The sequence below is a fragment of the Faecalibacterium sp. 9 genome (assembly GCF_048320955.1).
GTDB classification, from domain to species: Bacteria; Bacillota; Clostridia; order Oscillospirales; family Ruminococcaceae; genus Faecalibacterium; species Faecalibacterium wellingii.
Genome location: NZ_JBLWGB010000003.1, coordinates 316,070 through 336,258, shown reverse-complemented (window position 1 = coordinate 336,258; position 20,189 = coordinate 316,070). Strand labels below are relative to the sequence as shown.

The following is a 20,189-nucleotide window of genomic DNA, read 5'->3' as shown; positions in this document are numbered from 1 at the left end:
TGGTGATTTCAAGAGTAGATGACCTTGCTGCCCTCCGCCGTCTTTACAACGTCAACGGCCTGCGGGAAACGGGCTTTCATCTCCGGGTCGTGAGTGATAGCCATAATCTTGAGCGAGGAATACCGTTTCTGGATGGCCTCGAGGGCGTCGCAGTAGGCCTGTACACCCTTGTCGTCGAGGAACGGCGGCTCGTCGATAAACAGGAATCCGAGCTGCACTCCTGCGGTGCTGCTCTTGAGCTCTGCCAGCGCAAGGATGACCGAGAGGGCCGCCTTAACGCGCTCGCCGCCGGAACGGCTCATATAGGGCAGAGCTCCGGTCGCCGCGTCGTTTACGATGATGTCCAGCGCGGTGACCTCTTTCTTGCTGTTGCTCTTGAGGGTCTTTTCCATGCGCATCTCAATGCTCATGTGGCCGCCTGACATCTGGCTGATGATGCTCGTCGCGGTCGCCTCGAACAGCGGGACGATGCTGCGGACGATGTTATGCGGAATACCGTCCTGAGAGAAAGCCCGCTTGAGCTCCTCATAGCCCGCTGCAAGCTGGCCCTGTTCCGTCGCCTGACGGCGAAGGACTTCGAGCTTTGCCTCTGCCGTCTCGATTTCTTCCATCTGCCTGCGGCTGTGTCCGGCCTGCTGGTCCAGCTCTTCAATGCGGATATTGTCCACCGTGAGGGCTGCATCCGCCTCCGCGTACTGCTCCTTGAGTTCGTCAACATCAGCCTGCGCCTTTGCGAGGGTCAGAATCTCCGCATTGATGCCATCAATCGCCGTCCGGGTCTTTTCTGCGTAGGTCAGGAGCTCCGTGAGGCGGGTCTGCGCTGCGCTCTTTTTAGCCTCCGCTGCCGGGAGCAGCTTTTCCAGCTCGATGTATTTCTTAACGTCCGAAAGCTGCGCCTCAATGCTGGCGAGCTCCGCTGCGTTCTGCCGGAGCTTTTTCAGCTCGTCCTCAACGACGAAACGGTCTGCCTCGAGGCTCTCGATATTGGCCGGAATGGTTTCAAGCTCCTCGTCGATGGCCTTGATGCGCTCTTTAACTTCCGCGAGGCGTTCTTTCTGCGCCGCCAGCTTTGCGAACCGCTCCGAGGCTTTCCGCAGGTCTGCAACGAGGAAACGCTGGGCCTGCAAATCCTTGCGGCAGTTGAGGCCCGTTGCCTTTTTCTTTGCGGCCTGATACTCAGCGTCGAGCTGCTCGGCGCGCTCCTCAGCCTGCTGCCGGTAGGTTTCCAGTTCCGTCTCGGCCGCAGGCAGTTTCTTTTTCGCCTCCACTGCATCCTGCAGGAAACGGCATTCCGGGTTCTCGACCGGGCAGCCGCAGGTCTCGAGCATGATGGCCCGGGAGCGGATATGTGTGACCTCGTTCTCTTTTATGTCGAGCCAAGACTGTATCCGCGCGGTTTCTGCGTTCTTGGTTTGGAGCAGCTTCATGGCCTCTTGGTCTGCTGCGAGATACTGCTCGTCCTGTTCTTCCAGCGCGGTGAGCCGTTCGCTCGCTCCTGCGAGGTCTGCCGCTTTCCGCTCGAGCTCGTCATAGTCCGCGAGGGCCTGCTCATAGCTCCAACACGTTGCCTGTGCAGAAAGTTTTTCGGCCTCGAGACTGCCTTTCTTTTTCCGCTGGGCAGAGAGCGCGGCCATAACGTCCCGCAGCTTTTCTTCCTTGGGCTGAATCAGGGCCGCCGTTCCCAGCAGCTCCTCCCGCCGTGCGGAAAGTTTTCCGTAACTCTGGCTGCCTGCCTCTACCTCCTCGCGCTTATCGAGGAGAGCCTGCGCATCGGAAATCTGCGCTCTGCAAACAGCCTGCGCGCTGGCGTTCGCGTTCTTCTCCGCAATCCAAGAGCCGAGCTCGCTGGCGAGTTTTTCCGACCGCTTCTGTGCCTGCTTGGCAATGTCGAGCTTTGTCTGCGCCTCGCTCATGGCCTTTGTGTGGATGGCCCTGTCTGCTACCGCGCTGGCCTTTTCGACGGCCGTCTTGTTCATGGCCGCCTCGACCGTTGCCTTGTCCGGCATCGTCCGCCCGGTCTCCTCCTGCAAATCCGCGACGCGCCGGAGCTCCCAGTTGGCGTCTGCTGCCCGGTTGGCCGCCATGCTCTCCATGCGGTCATAAATGCCGAGGCCGAGGATGTTGCCGAGAATTGCCATGCGGTCCGCCTTGTCGGCCTGCAAAAAGAGGCCGTACTGGTCCTGCATGATAAGGCCGGTCGCCTTGAGCGTCAGGCTGTCCATGCCGATGGTGTTCTCGATGATGGCCTGCGTATCGCGGTATTTCTCCGCGCTGCGGTTCTGCCAGCTCTCGTCCACATACTCGGAGAGATTCAGCGTCGCCTTGCCGCTCTTTGTGCGGGTGCGTGTCACGCGATACAGCTTGGTGCCGAGGTAAAACGTGAACTTGATGGAACCGCTGCGGGCATCCGGGTCGTTGCAAATCCAGCCAGTGAGGTCGCCCTCCCGGGGCTCCTCGAAAAGGGCGTCCAGCATGGCGTCCATGAACAGGCTGGACTTGCCTGCGCCGTTCTCGCCGTTGATGGTTGCAAAGGAAATGCCGTCGTAGCTGAACAGTTCGTCGCGGTAGTTGCGGTAGTTCTTGACCTCTATTTCCACCGGCATAAACAAGCCGGTCGGGGTCTCAAGGCGGCCTTTTTCCATTGCCTCCGAGATAATCGGGCGGGCCAGCTCGATTATGCGCTGGGCGTCCTCCGGGCTCTTTTCCTTTTCGGCGAGGTACTCGGCGAGGTTCTGCTCCGGGCTGTTGTCGCCATGGAGCTCGTCGCGGTTCACGCTTGTCGTGATTTCCTCCGGCGTGATTTCGGAGACATAGAACACACCACCGTCATAGAGCCTTTTCTCAAGGACAGCTTTGTTGAAAGCCTTGTTTGTTTCGTCCGAACAGGTGTAGAGAACGCGGACGATTTTTCCCTTGAGGCGGTCAGGTACAACGACCCGCTCCGCGCTCAACATTGTGCAGACATCGTCCTCGTTGAGGCGGATGGTCTCGAACTCCCGGTAGGGCGTTTCGATGTACTCACTCCATGCCTCCCCGTCGTCGTCGATGTCGTGGATGTAAAAGCCTCGCGGCTGGCCCTCGTCGTTGAAGTTGAGGCCTGTAATGCTGCCGCAGTAGAACACCGCACGGCCTGCCTCCGGGAGCTGCTGCGGCCGGTGGATGTGGCCGAGTGCTACGAGGTCAAAGTCTGCAGCTTTCAGGGTGTCTGGGTAGATGACGGGCTCAAACTGTGCAAATAGCGCGGCCTGGCCGCTCTCCATGTTGCATCCCGGGACAGTGAAGTGCGTAGACAGGATGCTCGTCACACCGGGCTCGCACTGTGCTTTCAGGCCGAGAACGACCTTTGCCAGCTCGTCCGTGAACACCTGCGTTTCCTCCTCTCGAGAGAGGCCCGGGTGCGCTGCCCGGTGTACGCCACGGTCAAAGCCCGGAATACACGCCACATCTACGCGCTGCCCGTGGTAGGTGTGGATGTGGATCACCTCCGGCTCCGTTACGACGCTGACCGAATCATCGCCGTAAAAAGCCGTCGTCAGCATCTCGAACTGCTCCTCGCTGTCGTGGTTCGGAGTGCCACGCAACACGACGGTCGGGGCCACGTTGGAAAGCCGCCGGATGTGGTCTATGGCTGTCCGGCTCTCGCGGAGACCTCTGTCCGACCATACGCGGGCCTGATGGAAAATGTCGCCAGAGACGACGATAAGGTCCGGCCGGTGCTCCTCCGCGTACATCGCCTGAAAATCAAGGCAGCGGCAGATGTCCTGAAAACGGGCATTCTGTCCGCCGACCTCTGGCCCGGGGAAACTGCCGATGTGCCAGTCTCCGGTGTGCAATACTTTCAGCATCACATATCCTCCCTGAGCAGCTCTTTGATGATGTCGTCGAGCTTGCCGCGCCGCGCTGCATCCGCACGAGACTTCGCGCACTGAATATTCCTCATTTCATCTTCGGTCGGAACCTGCGCGTAGACCTTGTGGCCAGAGCTGATGCTGAACGAAATGTAGTCCAGCGCGAGCTTTGCGAGCTCGGTGCGGTCCGGGCTGCGGAACGTCCCGATAGGGCAGCAGGTGCGCTCGGCGTTGGTGTAACGTCCGCCGCCGGAAATAAAGATGGTCGCCATGAGCTGTGCCTCGTGAGGGATTGTTTCAGTCTCCTTGACCTCAAACATTGCCACGTTGTCCGAATTGACGGCGACCATGCCGTCCTGCGAAAGAATCATCATAATCATTTCCTCCATGTATGGTTTCTCTGGCAGTCGCGGCAATAAGCCACTCCGCCGAAATGCTTGCGGCTGTACTCTGCTACGTCGAGGCCGACCTGCTTACCGCAGTCCGCGCAGAACTCGCTGTCGCCGTTCCGGCCCTGCTGTCGGTTGCTCGGCGTGGGCTGCTGCTGGCGAGGCCGCTGCGCCGGTCTCTCGGGCTGCTGCTCCTGCTGGGGCTGCTCCTGTCCGACCTCAAAATCCGGCTCCGGCTGCACATAGCCGTCGTCGTCATCGTCCACATAGACCGTGTGGCTGGTTTTCGGGCGGCTGCCGTACAGGTCATTCGCCGCGCCAAACATGGACTTTACCGCCTCCTCACGGACGGTCGGATTGTCAAGGTTCGGGACGAGGTAAGCCACAACAAAGGGCTTTCCGAACTCCTCGATAAGGTAACTGGACTTAATCTGCATCGCGGTGCGGAGGGCGCGGTTGAGAGCCTTGCTCTCGCACATCTCGCTGCGGAACTTCATAAATTCTGCCCGCTGCTTCTCTGTCATCCCAGCCGTCACATCATCCACCGCAATTTCCTTATGGGCGACGATGGTGACGTTCTCGCCGGTGAGCTGCGGGACGCTGATTCGGACCTCGTGCTTGACGTCCTTGTTGGGGCAGCCTCCGCAGCGAATCGGCTTTCCGATGCTGCGGTTGACCTCAGCGCACTTCTGGCAGGTGGACGGGACGACCGGGCGGCTGGAAAGAATCTTGATGCCTGCAGCTCGCATGAGCTTGGTGAGACCCTTTTTGGTGAGGGCGTACTTGGCCGGGGTCGCTTTGTGGACGTACCCCTTGCTGTCGCGCCACTCGTCCTTGGCTTTCTCCATCTCATAGATTTCGCCGTCATTGAGGTCGGTGCTGATTTTCACGGAGTTCATCACCGGCTTTTGGATGTCGGCAATCTCCGTCACGGTCTGCATCGGGACGAGGAGGTTGTACTGCGCGGGCGGGTACTGCTGCGCAATGGTGAGCGCAGCGTGTTTGTTTTGTTCGTTCATGGTTCACGCTCCTGTTGACTTTTGATGTGGAGCGAGATACAATAGGCTTGTCCGACAAGAGGGTCGCGCTTTCGAGCGCGGCTCTTTTTTTATGCCTGTGTATCCGGCTCCTGCTGCTCTGCCGCTGCTGCGGCCTCCTGCTCGTCCAGCTCCTTGAGCAACTGGGTGATGGTCTTGCCCGTCTCCTTGCGGCAGCAGGTCGAGCCCATACCGACGCGACGGGCAGCCGCGCTGCGCAGCTTGCGCGAGCATCTGCCGCAGAGGCAGAAAAGGTTCTGTTCAGCCATGTGGTTCACCTCCTTTCAGTGGTCCTTGAGCATCTTGAAGAATGCGTTGTTGATGACGTGGAACGCAAGCAGCGTGACGCCGAGCACGATAAGCCACTCGCCACCAAAGGCGAAGTAGCCGCGCGCGGCGTAGCTGGCCGGAATGAGTGCCAGCGCGGCGATGAATCCGCAGATACCGGCCGAGAGGACCTCTGCAATCCAGATGGCCGCAATGAGAATCGCTCTGTGAATCTTCCAGTTCATTTAGTGCTCCTTTCTCTTGAGGGCCTGCGCCGTCTCAATGACTGCGCGGCTGTATTTGCTGCTGTGCTGGCCCTTGCTCCACGCTGATTTCATGCCGCTGTCGCCCATGTTGTAGGCCATGAGAGCCTTGTCCGGGTCGTCGTACTTTTGGAACGCCTGCCCGAGGATGTATAGGCCAGCCTCGATGTTCTGCTCCGGGTCCATCACATCCGTAATTCCGAGCTCCTCGTAGAGCCAGCGGTGATTGCAGATGTTAATCTGCATGAGGCCGAAGTCTCCGGTGTCGCTGACCGCATCCGGCTGGTAGCTGCTCTCCCGCTCGATGACGGCGAGGGCGATTTCAAATGGGACGTCCTGCCGCTCCGCCTGCTCCCGGATGTACCGTTGCAGCTCGTCGCTCATGGGCACGTCGTAGAGGAGCTCCGGCTCCTGTTCGGCCTCTGGCTGCACCTCCATGTAGGCGAGCGTCACATATTCCGTTGCCGGTGCTGCTGCTGTCTGCTGTGCGAGGTTTGCTGCGGCCGTCGTCGCGCAGGAATAAGCCGCAATGAGTGCGGTGACTGTGCAGAAAAACGCAACGGCCGCAATCTCCATCTTTCTTTTAAGCGCATCCATAATCAGGTGTGGCGGCTGCCGTGAGCGAGCCGACCGTCCTCCGTGCGACGCGGTTGAGGATTTCTTTGACCTCTCCGCTCGTCCGGGTCCGGCAGAAGTCGTCGCAAATCTTGATTCGGGTGTTCCCGATGGTGAAGTCCTCCACGACGTTCCCGCTCTGCTTCGCCTCCAACACTTTTTACACCTCCTGTTTTCCGAATTGCTTTCTGTAAATGAGCTTCAAGGTCTGAGCCTTGTTCGTTATCTCGTCGAGTACCTCGAGGTACTGCTCCATGCGCGGCTTTTCTTTCGCGTCGATGACGCCGTCGGCCGCGATGTCGATGATTCCGTCCTTGACCTCCGGTAACGACTTCATTGCCGAAATGAGCTGCAATGTGACCCGCTCGAGCTCTTCCAGCTCAATCGGTGAAATCGTCCCGATGCCGAGCGGGCAGAGGTGCGAGCAGAAATGGTTTTGCAGCTCCGGCGCGTTGTAGGTGTCCGACAGCATCAGGACCTCCTCCGGATGCGGGTTGATGGTTCCGAGCTCGATGTTGGCGAGCCGTGTCCGGTCGATGCCGGTCACCTCTGACGCACCCTCTCTGCTGCCTAACCGGTCGTTCCACGATGCCGCTGCGATTCGTGCCTTGTAGAACACGTTATCTGCGGCTTTCGTTGCCATTTTAGGCATTTATCCCGTGCCTCCTTTCGGTTAAAATATTTACAAGGAAACGCCAAATGTTTGCTTTTGGCGTCATCATTTCGCATCAATGACGCGAAACGGGTCGCTTCGGGTTAAAAAAAAGGTCGTCGTAGGGATAGCCGAGGGCCTGCTTGATTTTCAGGCTCAGCTTGAGGGACGGATTCTTGTCTCCGCTCTCAATCTGTGCGTAGTGGCTCCGGCTCACGCCCAGTCGCTCGCTGAAAGTCTGCTGGGTATAGCCTGCGCCCTCTCGGAGCGTTTGCAGCTTTTTCCGCATTCCGCCTGTCTCCTCCTTTCTGTGTGACCCTTTTGGGGTCTTTCTGTGGTTTATTATAGTCCCTAATTGGGTCAAAGTCAAGTTTTTTCAAAAATTTTTTGCTATTTATGACGCAGTTAGCGTCATTTGTCCCCGTGAGGGGATTTTTGTGATACAATATAAAAGTCTTAGGGAGGTACGTCTGTATGGATAAGTTTTCTGAACGGTTGGTCGCGCTCCGCAAGGAGAAAGATTTGACGCAGGCAGAGTTTGCCCGCCTCTGCGGCAAGCAGCGCACTACGGTCTCCGGCTACGAGACCGAGGGCAAAGAGCCAGATTTCGCCCTGCTCTGCCAGATGGCGGACTATTTCGGGGTAACCACTGACTATCTGCTGGGCCGCGAGGATGAGCGCGCCCACGGTAACGAGGCGTTCCGTCAGGACAACGCAAACTTCAAGCGCAGATATGACGCCCTCTCGAAAGAGCTCCGCGTCGTCGTCTCCTCGACGTTCGATTCGGTCTATGTGCTGCTCTCCCGGTGCATGAACGCGCAGAACGCAGCAGAGCTGGCCCTGTACCGCGAGCTGTTCTCTGAGCTGCAAACCGGTCGCGGCGAGATAAAGAGCATCCTCGCTGATTGCGGGGGAGACCTGGCAGATGCTTTCCCGCAGATTATGGAGAAGCAGAACACGCTCAAGGCCAAGACCGCCTCTATTCTGGATAGCCTCTTGCAGGCCGATGTTGCGGCCTTAAAAGACAGCAACAAGTAACCTATTGGCCTGCGCTCCGGCGCGGGCCTTTTTGTTTGGAGGTCATCATGGAGCAGTATCTCATATACCTGCGCAAGTCTCGTTCCGACCTCGAGGCAGAGGCACACGGCGAGGGCGAAACGCTCTCCCGGCACGAGCACACTCTGCTCGAGCTGGCGAAAAGGCAGCATCTCAACGTGACCGATATTTACCGTGAGGTCGTCTCTGGTGACACCATCGCTGCCCGCCCAATGATGCAACGGGTTCTCTCCGAGGTCGAGCAGGGCGTCTGGTCCGGCGTCCTCGTCATGGAGGTCGAGCGTCTGGCGCGCGGCGACACCATCGACCAAGGCATCATCGCGCAGACATTCAAGTTCTCCGGGACAAAAATAATAACCCCTATAAAAACGTATGACCCTGACAACGAGTTCGACGAGGAGTATTTCGAGTTCGGCCTGTTTATGAGCCGCCGCGAGTACAAAATCATCAACCGCCGGTTGCAGCGCGGTCGCCTCGCCTCCGCCAAAGAGGGCAAATGGCCGTCCGGTCTAGCTCCCTTTGGTTATCGTCGGGTAAAGCTCAAAAACGAAAAGGGCTGCTCACTCGAGCCCATCGAGGAGCAGGCCGCAATAGTTCGTATGATTTTCGACCTGTACACGGTCGGTTTGCAGGACGAGGATGGTTCCGCTCGCCCGCTGTCTTTGGGTTCAATCGCCACGAGGCTCAACGATATGCGCATCCCGTCTCCGTCCGGTTCGCAATGGGCAAGAATCACCATTCGCGGAATCATCAAGAATCCGACGTACATCGGCATGGTGCGCTGGGGCAGCCGTGAGACGAAGAAGAAAGTGGTTGACGGCAAGGTCGTTTCTGTGCGCGGTCCTGCCGACCCAGAGAAAGAGTGCGTATTCAAAGGCATTCACCCTCCGCTCATTCCGAAAGAAACATTTGAGCTCGCAAACGATAAGCTCACCCGGAGTGAGAATACTTCCACGCGCAAAGAAAAGGTTGTCCGGAATCCTCTGGCCGGTCTGCTCGTCTGCTCCGAGTGCGGCAGGCAGATGATGCGGATGATAAACCCTGTCCATCCAGATATGCCGGTCGTGCGCTGCCCTCGTCGCGGCTGCCCGAATTGCTCGAGCTATCTCCCTATCGTCGAGGAGCGCGTCATACAGGGCCTCTCCGAGTGGATGAAAGGCTATGAGCTCGAGTGGAGCTCTGCTGCCGCGTCGTCCTCCGTGTCGTCGGTCGGCGTCCGGGAAAAAGCTCTCACCAGCGCGGAGGCCGAGCTCCGCAAATTGCAGCAGCAGCTCGAACGCACCCACGACTTCCTCGAGCAGGGCATCTACGACACAGACACATTTCTGTCCCGTTCTCGAATGCTCTCCGACAAAATCGCTTCCGCAAAGGATAGCGTCACCCGCTGCTCCCGTGAGTTGACCGAGGAGAAGCTCCGGGAGACCAGCCGCCGTGACATCATCCCTAAGGTTAAGAATTTGCTCGACGTGTACCCGCTGCTCGAAACGGCCGAGGAGAAAAACGCTCTCCTAAAAGAAGTGCTCGAAAAGGTCGTCTACCAGAAGCTAAACGAGAAGCGCAAAAAAAGTCCTGATGGTTTCACCATTGAGATATACCCGCGCATCCCAAAATCCGAAAAATGAAAAGAGAGGGCCGTTTCGGTCCTCTCTTTCTTATAGTTATCGTGTTTAGCCATACTCGTAGGGGCTGCCTACCATATCGCCCAAAATTGCTCCCAACATGGCTGTTTCCTCCTTTACCCCTGATGCCGCTTCTGGAAATCGGCTTCGATTTCCTCTTTCCACTCTGCGCCGACGGATGCCGGGCAGGCTGCCTGCCGCATCTGGCAGACCGTTTCGCTGACCACATGGTAATTGACTGCCACGCCCTGCGCATCGTTCTCAAACCGCACCGCCCGGTCTGCCCCGATGCCGAAGCGGGCGGCCTCCTGTACGGCGTCCATGTTGGCACCAAGGAACAGAAATTCCCAGCCGTACCGTTCTTTTTCCCGCTCGATCATCCGGCGGATCTTCTCGTAGCCAAACCGCTTGCTGGCGTTTTCCAGCCCATCGGTGGTGATGACAAAGATGATCTTTTCGGCACGTTCGTCCTCCGGCAGATGGCGCTGGATGTTCACCATCTTCTCCACGCCGTAACCGATGGCATCCAGCAGCGCCGTACAGCCCCGGACGTAGTAGTCCTTTTCGGTCAGCGGTGCAACGGCGTGCAGGGGAAAGCGGTCGTGCAGCAACTGCACCTCGTGGTCAAACAGGATGGTGGTCACGTTGGCTTCGCCCTCCTGCTCCTTCTGCCGGGTCAGCATGGCGTTGAACCCGCCGATGGTGTCCGGTTCCAGTCCGCCCATGGAGCCGCTGCGGTCAAGGATGAAAACAAGCTCTGTGAGATTCTTCTTCATAATAAATGCCCTCCGTTTTTTGTGGTGTTCTGTCTTTCTGACAAGAGGATACCACAAACCGGAGGGCAAAAGGTCAACGGGCAGGCGACAAATCACGCACCCAGCTGTTCCTGATCGTATTCAAACAAAAGGGTATTGACCTGATTGATATTATAAATTTTCTGTTCCAGACAGTACCGCACGATCCAGTCCCGCTTGGAGCCATCGGAGAAGGCATAGCCTGCGCTTTTGAGCAGGTCAATGGTCTCATCCTCCGACAGATGCAGCCCCACCGCAAAGGCAAGCACCGTCTTCTTTTTGGGGTTGTAGTCCCGGTTGCACTGAATTTTGGAGAAGTGCTGCCGGGAGATGTTGGACTGCTTGTACACGGTGGAGTCCTTCAGCCCCCGCTCGTCAATGAGCCGCAGCAGCCGGGTGGTGAAGCTCTCGCCCAGATTGTCCATCAGGTTTTCCAGACTGCGGGCTGCCATGGGGGCACTCTGCTGCCTCAGCACAGTCGCAAAGACCGGCGATGCGCACTCTTGCGCAGGATACTCCCGGTCGGCAAGCACAGCATCTTCCCAGCGTTCCACGTATTCTCTGCGCCGACGGTCAAACTGGTAGCTTTCATCGTTCTGCGCTACATAGTGGTCGTCGATGTACTCCTCCACCGAGGTGAACAGCTTGAGGCTCACCGCCAGCGAGTGCCGGTCGTAGAGCACCAGATACACGGTCAGGTCGTGCTCCATAACGTACTGCGTGATGGTATCCACCGCAATGCGGAAGGCCTGCTCCTTGGGGTAGCCGTAGTTTCCGCTGGACAGCAGCGGAAAAGCCACGCTCTCACAGTGGTATTCTGCGGCTAGTTCCAGTGCAGAATGGTACGCACCGGCCAATTGTTTTGCTTCGCCAAAAAATCCGCCGTGCCATGCCGGGCAGACCGCATGGAAGATATACTTTGCGGGCAGCCCGAATGCCGGGGTACACACTGCCCTGCCCAAATCGCAGTGCCCGATGGCTTCACAGGCGGCGGTCAGCTCCTGCTCCCCTGCCGCCTGATAGATGGCGCGGCTGGTGCCGCTGCCCTGCAAAAGGTTCCGGTTGGCGGGGTTGACGATGGCATCCGCTGTTACCTTGGTGATGTCGTTGCGGATCATCAAAAAAGGCATGCTGGTTCCTCCCTTACACGGTTTTCTTCATCCTATCACATCCGGCAGAGTGGTGCAAGGGCTGCGCTTATTTTGCCGTCCACACAGCTCTGGCAGGGAGCAGGCTGTAAAAGACCGGAGTGCCGCATCAGAGATAGCGTTTTACCCCCATGCAGGAAGGTCCATCGTGAGCCTTTCCAACTCCTGTGCAAGAACCATCAGCCTTTCCCTCAGATGGTTGTTATGTGGAGCATAAAACGGTTGGGGCGATCAAGAAAAATGCCGTCCACGATCTCTCTGTATGCCCTCAGCTTCCCATGGCAATAAGCACCAGCACGACCACCACCGCAATGGCGATAAGGCAGCCGCAGCCGCTGCCGTCTCCGCCACCGCCGCCGCCATTGTTGTGGCTGCCGCCGCCACCGCCGCCGGACGAGCCGCCAAAGTTGCGGTTGAAAGCCGTCATGTACTGGGCATAGCCCGTGTCCCCTTTGCCGAAATAGCCGTAATCACCGTTTGCCATTGTACTTTCCTCCGTCTGAAGTGTGTTTTGCTTCTTCTGAGGTCATTTTACTGAAAGAGCTGTCCTATAAACATCTCTTTCAGCATTTCTTGTCATCTCATTCTTCCCCGATGTCCAGATACACATCAATGTCCATGATCCCCTCCCCGCTGACCTCCACCAGATCCTCAAAGGGCACCACGGTATCGCCCACCTGCAGGGTGCGGAACACCGGGTCGATGCGGTCTGCTTTTCCTGTCAGTGTGATGTAGTTGCCCACTGCTGGAATCTCCGGGTGGGCGGTATCCTCTTTGAAGTACCGCACCGTGATGGTCATGCCCTTGGTGACCTGCATCAGCTTATCGGAGAGAACCGACATTTCTTCCTCGGTCAGAATGCGCTTGGTCACTCGCTCGGTGCGCTGCTTTTCTGCGGCAAGCTGCTCGTCATAGCCCCGCAGCGGAGAGAAGGGCGAGAAGATTTTGGCACGATTCTGAAGGGTCATGCGGGGGTGCTTGCGAAGGGATTCTTCGGTCTGGGGGCGTTCCACTTCCAGAATGTCCCCGTACTTTTGGGCGGTCTCCCGCCCGATTTTGCTATTTTTGTAGTTTTCCATCTGAACCTCCCGCCGAACCTCCTGCACTGTGCCCGCCGATTTGTGCGTTGCGTTGGCGCATGGTGGCACCCTCTTCGTAGCTGCTGGCTTTCAGCACAGCGTTTTTGCCGTACTTGTTCTTGATGCCCAGCATGGCTTGCTGGAGTTTTTTCTCCTTTTCCAGCTTCTTGGTGTCGGTGAAAAAGTCCACCTGATAGATGCCCTCGTCCGGCGTGACCTTGTTAGCGTTGATGGTAATGCGCCGCACCGTCAGCGCCGGGTCGGTGATGCGCTCAAACAGCTTTGCGCTTTCGTTGATGAGGGTGCTGCCCAGATTGGTAGGGGCATCAAACCGGACGGTGCCGTGTGCCGCCTTGGGGATGACCCTGCCGTAGCGGTCGGTCTGGGTCAGACCGCGGTAGCCGCCCTTGTCCACGTTCTCCCGGTCGTAGCCGATCTCCAAGGTGATGGATTCGGTCACCAGCTTCTTTTCGGTGAGCCGGAACATCAGAATCTCCGCCATCTCCCGGACGACGAGCTTGGCTTTGTCGTTGGGGTAGGGGCAGGTCAGCACCTGCCCTTCGCTGATGCTGTTTGTGCTGGGCTTGTAACTTTTGATCTGTTCCATGCCGCAGGGCTCGTAACCCCATGCATGGTCAATGAGAATTTCCGCATCCACGCCGAAAATCTCATACAGACGATCTTCTCCGTGGATGGAAAACCGTGCCAAATCCCCCATCGTATAAATGCCGTGGGCTTCCAGCCGTTTGACGGTACCGGGACCGGTCATCCAGAAATCCGTCAGCGGGCGATGGTTCCACAGCAGATACCGGTAGGACTGCTCGTCCAGTTCCGCAATGCGGACACCGTCCTTGTCCGCCGGGATGTGTTTTGCCACAATGTCCATGGCCAGCTTTGCAAGGTAGAGGTTGGTGCCGATGCCTGCCGTTGCGGTGATGCCGGTGTTGTACAGCACCTCCCGCACCATGGTCATGGCAAGCTCGTGGGCGCTCATGTGGTAATAGGGCAGATAGCCCGTCACATCAATGAAAACCTCGTCAATGGAGTAGGGGTAGATATCCGCCGGGGACACATATTTGAGGTAGGTCTTGTAGATCTGGGTGGAAACGTCCAGATACCGCTGCATCCGGGGCGGCGCAACGATGTAGCTCAGCCCCAGTGCCGGGTCTGCATTCAGGGCGTTGGCATCGAAGGAGGTGCTGGCAAAGTGGTATTTTCCATCCTCTCCCCGGACTGCCTTTTTCTGCTGGATGGCAGTTTGCAGCCGCTGAGCGTTGACCTCTTTCACCCGCTGAACGGCTTCAAACAGCCGCGCTCTGCCGGGTATCTTGTAGGCTTTCAGGGAGGGCGACACCGCAAGGCAGATGGTCTTTTCGGTGCGGGAGGCGTCTGCCACCACCAGATTGGTGGTCAGGGGGTCCAGATGGCGGTCTACGCACTCCACCGAGGCATAGAAACTTTTCAGGTCGATTGCCAGATAGGTGCGCTGCGCTGCCATGATTCAGCCCTCCTTTGCAAAAGTCACAACTATTTATCTTATTATAATAAATCTTTACGCTGTTTTCAAGATGGAACGGCTATTTTATCTGTGATATAGACAACAAAAAAGAGTGGCAGCATTTCAAGCTGAAACGCTGTCACTCTGTAGGAACTGCGTAATGACTGACGATTATCCTTCTACTTTGACCGTAGCACGATCGCTCTTTGCGTTTCCATCCGCATCCAGCGTGATATGCACAAAATGTTCCGGCTTATCATAATCCTTTGTCTCGCCGTCATCGGTATAGTATTCATAGGATGCACCATCGGGAGCATAGGCAAGCAGGCGCAGGTCTGCAAAATCCACATCGGCAACGCTCTGGATCTTTTTGCCGTCCTTGGCAAGGGGCAGAAGGTGTCCCTTGCGCATAAAGAACACCACTTCATCCAGCTCCACCGGAATGTAATGATGGCCTGCCGGCAGCACACTGGTTTCGATGCGGTTGCTTTCGCTGCACTTTACCCGCACCTGCAGCATCTCCTCCGGCAGGTAAACATAACGACCTCGGGCGTTTTGCTCATATACCGGGGCGATCAACAGGCTTTCACCGATCATCACCTCATCCTCCACCCGGCGGGCAAAGTCGTCCTCCGGGAAGGCGAACGCCAACGGCATACAGTACATGCCGTCGCGCAGGGCAGCCTTCATGTACTCGCTGTAAATGTAGGGCAGCAGCAGGTAGCGCAGTTGTAAAATACCGGCAAAGGCGGCCTTATTCTTAAAGCGGTAGGGTTCCTGCCGGCGGGTGCCGTTGGCAGAGTGGTTTCGCAGCAGCGGAGAGAAGATGCCCATGCCGTACCAGCGCAGCACCAGATCCTCCGTGGTATTGCTGCCAAAGCCGCCAATGTCGGGGCCTTCGTACAGGAAGCCGCACATATTCAGGGAGGGCATCATGTGCAGCGCAAGCAGAATGTGGCTCCACCAAGAATGGTTGTCGCCGGTCCAGATGCCGCCATACCGGTGCATCCCGATGCAGGCAGAACGGGAGTATATCAAAATGCGCTTGTCCGGCTCCAGCCGCTCGAAAGCCTCGCCTGCCGCACGGGTCATGTTATAACCAAAAAGATTATGTACCTTGTCGTGCCGCATACGCCCCTGTTTGGTGTTGTGGTAGAACAGCTTATAATCGTTTTCGTTGTTGGAAAGCTCTGCCACCATGCCGGTAAAAGCACCAAAGCTGGAAATATCCAGGTTTTGCTTGCTGTATTTCTCAATTTGAGCAAAGGTCTTTTTCAGTCTTTCTTCTGCGTAGAAGATAGCAGGCTCGTTCATATCATTCCAGAAGCCCTCGATCCCCTGATCCAGCAGAACTTTATATTGACTGCCAAACCAGGCACGGGCTTCCGGGTTGAGCATATCAGGGAAGTGTACCCGTCCCGGCCACACACCGGCTACAAAGGGGGTGCCATCCTGATTCGTGCAGAAGTAGCCGTTTTTCACGCCCTCCTCGTACACATCATATCCATCTTCGACCTTGACTGCTGCATCGATGATGGGGACAAGATGGATGCCCTGCGCTTTCATCTCGGCGGCAAAGTCTGCAAAACGCGGGAAGCGCTGCGCATCCACCGTAAAGTCCTTGTAACGCTCCATGTAATCAATATCCAGAACCACAGCGTCCAGCGGCATATGATTGGCACGGTAATTTGCCACCACCTCGCGGACCTCGTCCTCGTTCATGTAGCTCCAGCGGCTCTGGGCGTTGCCAAAAGCCCATTTGGGCGGAATATAACTGCGCCCCACCAACTGGCGGAACTGGTGTACAATATCGGTCAGGCTCTCGCCCTCAATGATGTAGAGATCGTAATTTTCCTCGGCCACCGTGATGCGTAAGGTATCCAGGTCGGTGTAGCCGCAGTCAAAGGTGACCTTGCCCGGGTAGTCGATAAAAACGCCAAATGTATCCTTGCCGGACACGATCATAAAATTATAAGCACCGTACAGCGAGGATTTGCCCTCGGTATGGTTGCCGTCATCGGAGCATTTGCTTTCGTACACCCATCCGCGCTTGTTGATACCACGGACGTTTTCGCCAAGACCATACAGGACATCCTGCGGCTCCATGGCATAGGAGAAACCATCCGGCTCCTTGGTCAGATAGGGTATCGTTTCCATCATGGGCAGAAAAGAACCCACTACACTTTCGGTATCAAACGGTTGACCGTATTGCTTTTTGTAGATCATAGTAAAATATCTCTCCTCTGTTTTTTGAATCGTCACAGTGTAAAACGTACCAACGTATTTTTGATGGACAATTAAGAAACTCTGACATTGGCTGGAGCAATTGGGGCTTCAGCCTTATTTTCAACCCAATAGCTGCGGTTGTGCAGCTATTTCAATACAAGATCCTTGAAACGTGATGTTCCTGTTTGCCCAGATACTGCAATGCACAGATCACAGCCACTGTTTCAGCACATCGCTCAGCTTATTCAAATCAAGCGGTTTGGCGATATGCTCGTTCATGCCGGTGTTCTTTGCCAGCTGCACGTCCTCGGCAAAGGCATTTGCCGTCATGGCAATGATGGGCACTTTGCCCCGGCTGCCGGCAAGGGCACGGATCGCAGCAGTGGCTTCGTAACCATTCATGATGGGCATCTGGATGTCCATAAAAATGAGATCGTACCACTTTTCCGGTGCTTCCATCACCTTTTCGACTGCAATTTTTCCGTTTTCGGCAATGTCAATGGCCACGCCCGTCATGCCTATGATCTCGGTTGCGATCTCACGGTTCAGCTCGTTATCTTCCACAAGAAGGATCCGCTTACCCGCATAGTTTTCCTTCGCAAAATCTTCCAGATAGTTCCGGGCGTTTTTCTCCTTCTTCCCGGATGTAAACTGCCGCAGAGTTGCCGTCAGACGGGAACGGAACAGCGGTTTTGCCATAAACGCATTCACGCCCGCTGCTCTGGCTTCTTCTTCGATCTCGCTGAAATCAAAGGAAGTCAGGATGATGATCGTGACATCTTCTCCTACCCGTTCCCGGATTTTTCTGGCGGTTGCAATACCGTCCATTTTCGGCATCTTCCAGTCCAGGATCACCGCAAAATAGTCGCGGCCGGTCTTGTGCCGCGCCGCGCAGCGTTCCACAGCTTCCTTACCGGTCAGGGCCCATTCGCCCGCTATGCCGATCTCCTGAAGGGTTGCAACAGTGCTTTCGCAGCAGGTCTTGTCATCGTCCACGACCAGTACCGGCAGATCGAGCAGTTCTTTTTCCTGTTCCTTCTCGTTCTCCTGAAGCTTCAGATAGACCGTGACCGTGATCTTCGTTCCCTTGTTGGGAGCGCTTTCGACCTGAATGTCACCATTCATCAGGTTGACGATGTTTCTTGCAATGGCCATGCCAAGACCGGTGCCCTGCACCTTGGTCGTCCGGTGATCGTCTGCCCGACTGAACGGCTCGAACATGATCTTCTGGAATTCCGGCGTCATACCGATGCCGTTGTCCTCGATGGAAAACTCGTAGCAGCCAAGCTCCGAGAAGCCGTTCGGTTTTTCCTTGATCGTAAGGGTGATGTTTCCTCCATCCGGGGTGTACTTGACGGCGTTGCTCATCAGGTTCACAAAGATCTGCTGGATGCGCAGGCTGTCGCCGCAGACAGCTTCGTGCTCAATGTGCTCAATATGGACTTCGAGCTGATGTTTGTGCTCGTCGATTGCCGGTTTTGTGAGGGTGAGCAGGTTATCGACCAGCTCCGGCAGGCTGAAATCCTCCTCGGCAAGGCTCATTCGCCCGCTCTCGATTCTGGCCATATCCAGCACTTCATTGATCAGCCCCAACAGATGACGGCTCGATTTTGTGATCTTGCCAAGGCACTCGACCACCCTGTCCTGACTCTCGATATTCGCACCCGCAATGGCGGTCAAGCCAACGATTGCATTCATCGGTGTACGGATATCATGGGACATATTGGAGAGAAATTCCGTCTTGGCGCGGCTTGCGTTTTCCGCCGCCCGGTACGCATCCTTCAGTGCCTTATGGGATTCGATCTCGGCCTTTTTCTCCTGTGACACATCCATAGATGCCAACAGTGCTTTGACCAGCTTTGTGCCATCCCACTCCAGCGGAATGAAGGACGCGATCTTATAGGTGTTTTCGTCTATGGAGCAGTATTCAAATTTGTAGATGTCGTTCTCGCCCTGCAGATTCTTTCGGATATTTTCCGGTGAGAACAATGCGTCCATCGCCGCCAATGGTTCCAGCGTCTTATACTTTGCCGCCACCTGCGCCACAAAATCATGGTAAGCCCCCGTCGGCGCGTAGATCATTTCACCTTGCAGATTATAGAACCGATACCGGTCATTCTCCAGATCGCAGACGACAAAGCGGTCCAGCAGACGCACCATACTCTTGATCAAAAGATCCATCGATGCGTTATCTGAGGCCATCTGCATCCGCCGTGCCGTCTCTGCTTTGGACTCTGTGATGTCCCGCAGAAAAATCATCGCATATTCGGAATCTTCGATCTCGCCGCGCATGACCACGTTGCTGACCCATCGTTCCTCCCCATCCAGAACGATGCGGCACTCCTGACGCAGCTCCGTCTCAAGCCCCTTTAATTTTTCCGTGATGTAGGCGCGATTGTAGAAATCTGTTACAGACTTTTTGTCCTCTTCAACCACATAGTTATCCACAAGGAATCTGACCAGTCCATCCCATGTATGGTTCTGCTCAAAGGCAGTCATCAAAGAGGGCTCCACTTTGAAAGTATCAAAGGTGTTCTTTTCCAGATTTACATAGTATTCGCAGAGGTTTGCGCTGGTAAATGCACGGTGAAATGCCGCTGCCCGCTGCGCCTGCATCCGGCTTCTTTTTTCCGCGTCAATGTTGCTGATGATTCCGGCAATTCGATTGGCCGAACCATCCAGACGGCGTATCACCTCCGCCGATGCCCGGAACCAGTGGTATTGGCCATCCTGTATTTTCAGCCGGTACTCAACATTATACTTTGTAGTATTGGTTTTGTCCGCAATCGTTTCCAAAAGCAGCTGCATTACCCGGTCATAGTCCTCCGGGTGCAGAAGGTTCGACCACGAATCCAGTTTGTTTGGAAAATCCAGAATGTCATGATATCCAAGGATCTGCCGGAACGCATGGCTCCAGTTCACATGAACGATCTCACCGTTTTCATTACACTCAAAATACCATAGTGCAGAATGGATGGATTCATTAACCAGCGCAAGGTTCTCATACGCCCAGTTCATCTGTACTGACATGATCCAGATCGGTGTTCCATCCGTATCGACTGCATCTTTTTTGTAGAGACGCACATAGACGGGAGACCCATCTGCTGTAAGGATCCGGCCTTCTCCTTCGCCTTGGAGCTGACGAAAGCGCGCATTGTCGAGGAATGCGGCATCTTCCTTATAGAAAAGATTCTTCAGCGAACCCTTTGTCTGCTCCATCAGGGATGCATAGCTGTGGTTCAGATTATGCAGCAACAGATCACTGACCGACAGGATCGACAATTCGGCATCATAGTACCCGGTAATGGTTCCGACACCGCCATTATGATAGATCGTCTCCTGTATGGCCTGAAATGCATTTTTTCCCAGCCTTACCGTATCGGAAGTGTAGATTTCATCTGTAAGTCTTCTATCGAATTTCATTTTCATCCTCGTAGGGTTTTGATTCTGCCGCGCACTTCAATTCTGGTATGTCTTTTATGGTCAACTGGCATACTGATTTGTGATCAAGCTTGTACAGTATAACTAGTATAGTATACTTGCGCAGCGTTTCGTTTTCAAGCGCTAATTGGCATTGGTTGTGTAAAAAAGAGAGGCCAATCTGCGTAAAAATTTACACAAGTTGATCCCTGTACTTTTCCACAATCCGGCTATCCGTATAGACAGCCGCCCTGCGATGCGGTATACTCGAACCAGAT

18 protein-coding genes are annotated in these 20,189 nt (G+C 55.9%); 2 read left to right on the top strand and 16 right to left on the bottom strand.

Going from position 1 to position 20,189, the window contains the following annotated elements:
* Positions 1–8: 8 nt before the first annotated feature.
* From ACKXF9_RS13860 to ACKXF9_RS13820, 9 genes are all read right to left on the bottom strand, one after another.
* Positions 9–3,845, bottom strand: coding sequence for a metallophosphoesterase (locus ACKXF9_RS13860; protein ID WP_418266556.1), 3,837 nt, complete (start codon positions 3,843–3,845; stop codon positions 9–11).
* Positions 3,845–4,222, bottom strand: a complete 378-nt coding sequence (locus ACKXF9_RS13855) for a hypothetical protein (RefSeq protein ID WP_129872742.1) — start codon at positions 4,220–4,222, stop codon at positions 3,845–3,847. The genes ACKXF9_RS13860 and ACKXF9_RS13855 overlap by 1 nt, the downstream gene beginning before the upstream one ends.
* Positions 4,223–4,224: 2 nt before the next feature.
* A complete protein-coding gene (locus ACKXF9_RS13850; protein WP_249258107.1) occupies positions 4,225–5,256 on the bottom strand; it encodes a hypothetical protein in 1,032 nt (343 codons plus the stop codon).
* A gap of 89 nt (positions 5,257–5,345) precedes the next feature.
* Positions 5,346–5,543, bottom strand: a complete 198-nt coding sequence (locus ACKXF9_RS13845; RefSeq protein WP_117505089.1) for a DUF6011 domain-containing protein — start codon at positions 5,541–5,543, stop codon at positions 5,346–5,348.
* Between the two features lie 15 nt (positions 5,544–5,558).
* Positions 5,559–5,786, bottom strand: coding sequence for a hypothetical protein (locus ACKXF9_RS13840; RefSeq protein WP_156070649.1), 228 nt, complete (start codon positions 5,784–5,786; stop codon positions 5,559–5,561).
* Complete coding sequence (locus ACKXF9_RS13835; protein WP_249258106.1) at positions 5,787–6,257, bottom strand: transglycosylase SLT domain-containing protein; 471 nt, start codon at positions 6,255–6,257, stop codon at positions 5,787–5,789.
* Between the two features lie 130 nt (positions 6,258–6,387).
* Entirely contained in the window at positions 6,388–6,576 is a 189-nt protein-coding gene (locus tag ACKXF9_RS13830; protein WP_156070653.1) for a hypothetical protein, read from the bottom strand.
* Between the two features lie 3 nt (positions 6,577–6,579).
* Entirely contained in the window at positions 6,580–7,071 is a 492-nt protein-coding gene (locus ACKXF9_RS13825; protein ID WP_117505096.1) for a helix-turn-helix domain-containing protein, read from the bottom strand.
* 76 nt (positions 7,072–7,147) lie between these two features.
* The gene (locus ACKXF9_RS13820; protein WP_129872737.1) at positions 7,148–7,360 is read right to left on the bottom strand and encodes a helix-turn-helix transcriptional regulator; all 213 of its coding nucleotides are present in this window, start codon (positions 7,358–7,360) and stop codon (positions 7,148–7,150) included.
* 185 nt (positions 7,361–7,545) lie between these two features.
* Here ACKXF9_RS13820 and ACKXF9_RS13815 point away from each other — a divergent pair, with 185 nt between their 5' ends.
* A complete protein-coding gene (locus tag ACKXF9_RS13815; protein WP_249258105.1) occupies positions 7,546–8,109 on the top strand; it encodes a helix-turn-helix domain-containing protein in 564 nt (187 codons plus the stop codon).
* A gap of 47 nt (positions 8,110–8,156) precedes the next feature.
* Positions 8,157–9,749: a recombinase family protein gene (locus ACKXF9_RS13810; RefSeq protein ID WP_249258104.1), complete on the top strand. Its 1,593-nt coding sequence runs from the start codon at positions 8,157–8,159 to the stop codon at positions 9,747–9,749.
* Between the two features lie 113 nt (positions 9,750–9,862).
* Here ACKXF9_RS13810 and ACKXF9_RS13805 read toward each other — a convergent pair whose 3' ends face one another.
* From ACKXF9_RS13805 to ACKXF9_RS13775, 7 genes are all read right to left on the bottom strand, one after another.
* Positions 9,863–10,522, bottom strand: a complete 660-nt coding sequence (locus ACKXF9_RS13805; RefSeq protein ID WP_418266555.1) for a vWA domain-containing protein — start codon at positions 10,520–10,522, stop codon at positions 9,863–9,865.
* Positions 10,523–10,614: 92 nt separating this feature from the next.
* Positions 10,615–11,670 (bottom strand): macro domain-containing protein, encoded by a 1,056-nt coding sequence (locus ACKXF9_RS13800; protein ID WP_418266554.1) that lies wholly within the window; start codon positions 11,668–11,670, stop codon positions 10,615–10,617.
* Positions 11,671–11,956: 286 nt separating this feature from the next.
* Complete coding sequence (locus ACKXF9_RS13795; protein ID WP_418266553.1) at positions 11,957–12,172, bottom strand: HFLK protein; 216 nt, start codon at positions 12,170–12,172, stop codon at positions 11,957–11,959.
* Between the two features lie 97 nt (positions 12,173–12,269).
* Entirely contained in the window at positions 12,270–12,767 is a 498-nt protein-coding gene (locus tag ACKXF9_RS13790; RefSeq protein ID WP_418266552.1) for a hypothetical protein, read from the bottom strand.
* Positions 12,748–14,265, bottom strand: a complete 1,518-nt coding sequence (locus ACKXF9_RS13785; protein ID WP_339395928.1) for a DNA methylase — start codon at positions 14,263–14,265, stop codon at positions 12,748–12,750. Before ACKXF9_RS13785 ends, ACKXF9_RS13790 begins: the two co-directional genes overlap by 20 nt.
* Before the next feature lie 171 nt (positions 14,266–14,436).
* On the bottom strand, positions 14,437–16,491 hold the full coding sequence (locus ACKXF9_RS13780) for a TIM-barrel domain-containing protein (protein WP_418266551.1): 2,055 nt from the start codon (positions 16,489–16,491) through the stop codon (positions 14,437–14,439).
* Positions 16,492–16,701: 210 nt separating this feature from the next.
* Positions 16,702–19,914, bottom strand: a complete 3,213-nt coding sequence (locus ACKXF9_RS13775) for a response regulator (RefSeq protein WP_418266550.1) — start codon at positions 19,912–19,914, stop codon at positions 16,702–16,704.
* Between the last annotated feature and the right edge of the window lie 275 nt (positions 19,915–20,189).

Excerpts from the sequence above, each read along its gene's own strand:
- ACKXF9_RS13860 (WP_418266556.1), bottom strand. The coding sequence starts at position 3,845 with ATGCTGAAAGTATTGCACACCGGAGACTGGCACATCGGCAGTTTCCCC.
- ACKXF9_RS13855 (WP_129872742.1), bottom strand. The coding sequence starts at position 4,222 with ATGATGATTCTTTCGCAGGACGGCATGGTCGCCGTCAATTCGGACAAC.
- ACKXF9_RS13850 (WP_249258107.1), bottom strand. The coding sequence starts at position 5,256 with ATGAACGAACAAAACAAACACGCTGCGCTCACCATTGCGCAGCAGTAC.
- ACKXF9_RS13845 (WP_117505089.1), bottom strand. The coding sequence starts at position 5,543 with ATGGCTGAACAGAACCTTTTCTGCCTCTGCGGCAGATGCTCGCGCAAG.
- ACKXF9_RS13840 (WP_156070649.1), bottom strand. The coding sequence starts at position 5,786 with ATGAACTGGAAGATTCACAGAGCGATTCTCATTGCGGCCATCTGGATT.
- ACKXF9_RS13825 (WP_117505096.1), bottom strand. The coding sequence starts at position 7,071 with ATGCCTAAAATGGCAACGAAAGCCGCAGATAACGTGTTCTACAAGGCA.
- ACKXF9_RS13820 (WP_129872737.1), bottom strand. The coding sequence starts at position 7,360 with ATGCGGAAAAAGCTGCAAACGCTCCGAGAGGGCGCAGGCTATACCCAG.
- ACKXF9_RS13815 (WP_249258105.1), top strand. The coding sequence starts at position 7,546 with ATGGATAAGTTTTCTGAACGGTTGGTCGCGCTCCGCAAGGAGAAAGAT.
- ACKXF9_RS13810 (WP_249258104.1), top strand. The coding sequence starts at position 8,157 with ATGGAGCAGTATCTCATATACCTGCGCAAGTCTCGTTCCGACCTCGAG.
- ACKXF9_RS13805 (WP_418266555.1), bottom strand. The coding sequence starts at position 10,522 with ATGAAGAAGAATCTCACAGAGCTTGTTTTCATCCTTGACCGCAGCGGC.
- ACKXF9_RS13800 (WP_418266554.1), bottom strand. The coding sequence starts at position 11,670 with ATGCCTTTTTTGATGATCCGCAACGACATCACCAAGGTAACAGCGGAT.
- ACKXF9_RS13795 (WP_418266553.1), bottom strand. The coding sequence starts at position 12,172 with ATGGCAAACGGTGATTACGGCTATTTCGGCAAAGGGGACACGGGCTAT.
- ACKXF9_RS13790 (WP_418266552.1), bottom strand. The coding sequence starts at position 12,767 with ATGGAAAACTACAAAAATAGCAAAATCGGGCGGGAGACCGCCCAAAAG.
- ACKXF9_RS13785 (WP_339395928.1), bottom strand. The coding sequence starts at position 14,265 with ATGGCAGCGCAGCGCACCTATCTGGCAATCGACCTGAAAAGTTTCTAT.
- ACKXF9_RS13780 (WP_418266551.1), bottom strand. The coding sequence starts at position 16,491 with ATGATCTACAAAAAGCAATACGGTCAACCGTTTGATACCGAAAGTGTA.
- ACKXF9_RS13775 (WP_418266550.1), bottom strand. The coding sequence starts at position 19,914 with ATGAAATTCGATAGAAGACTTACAGATGAAATCTACACTTCCGATACG.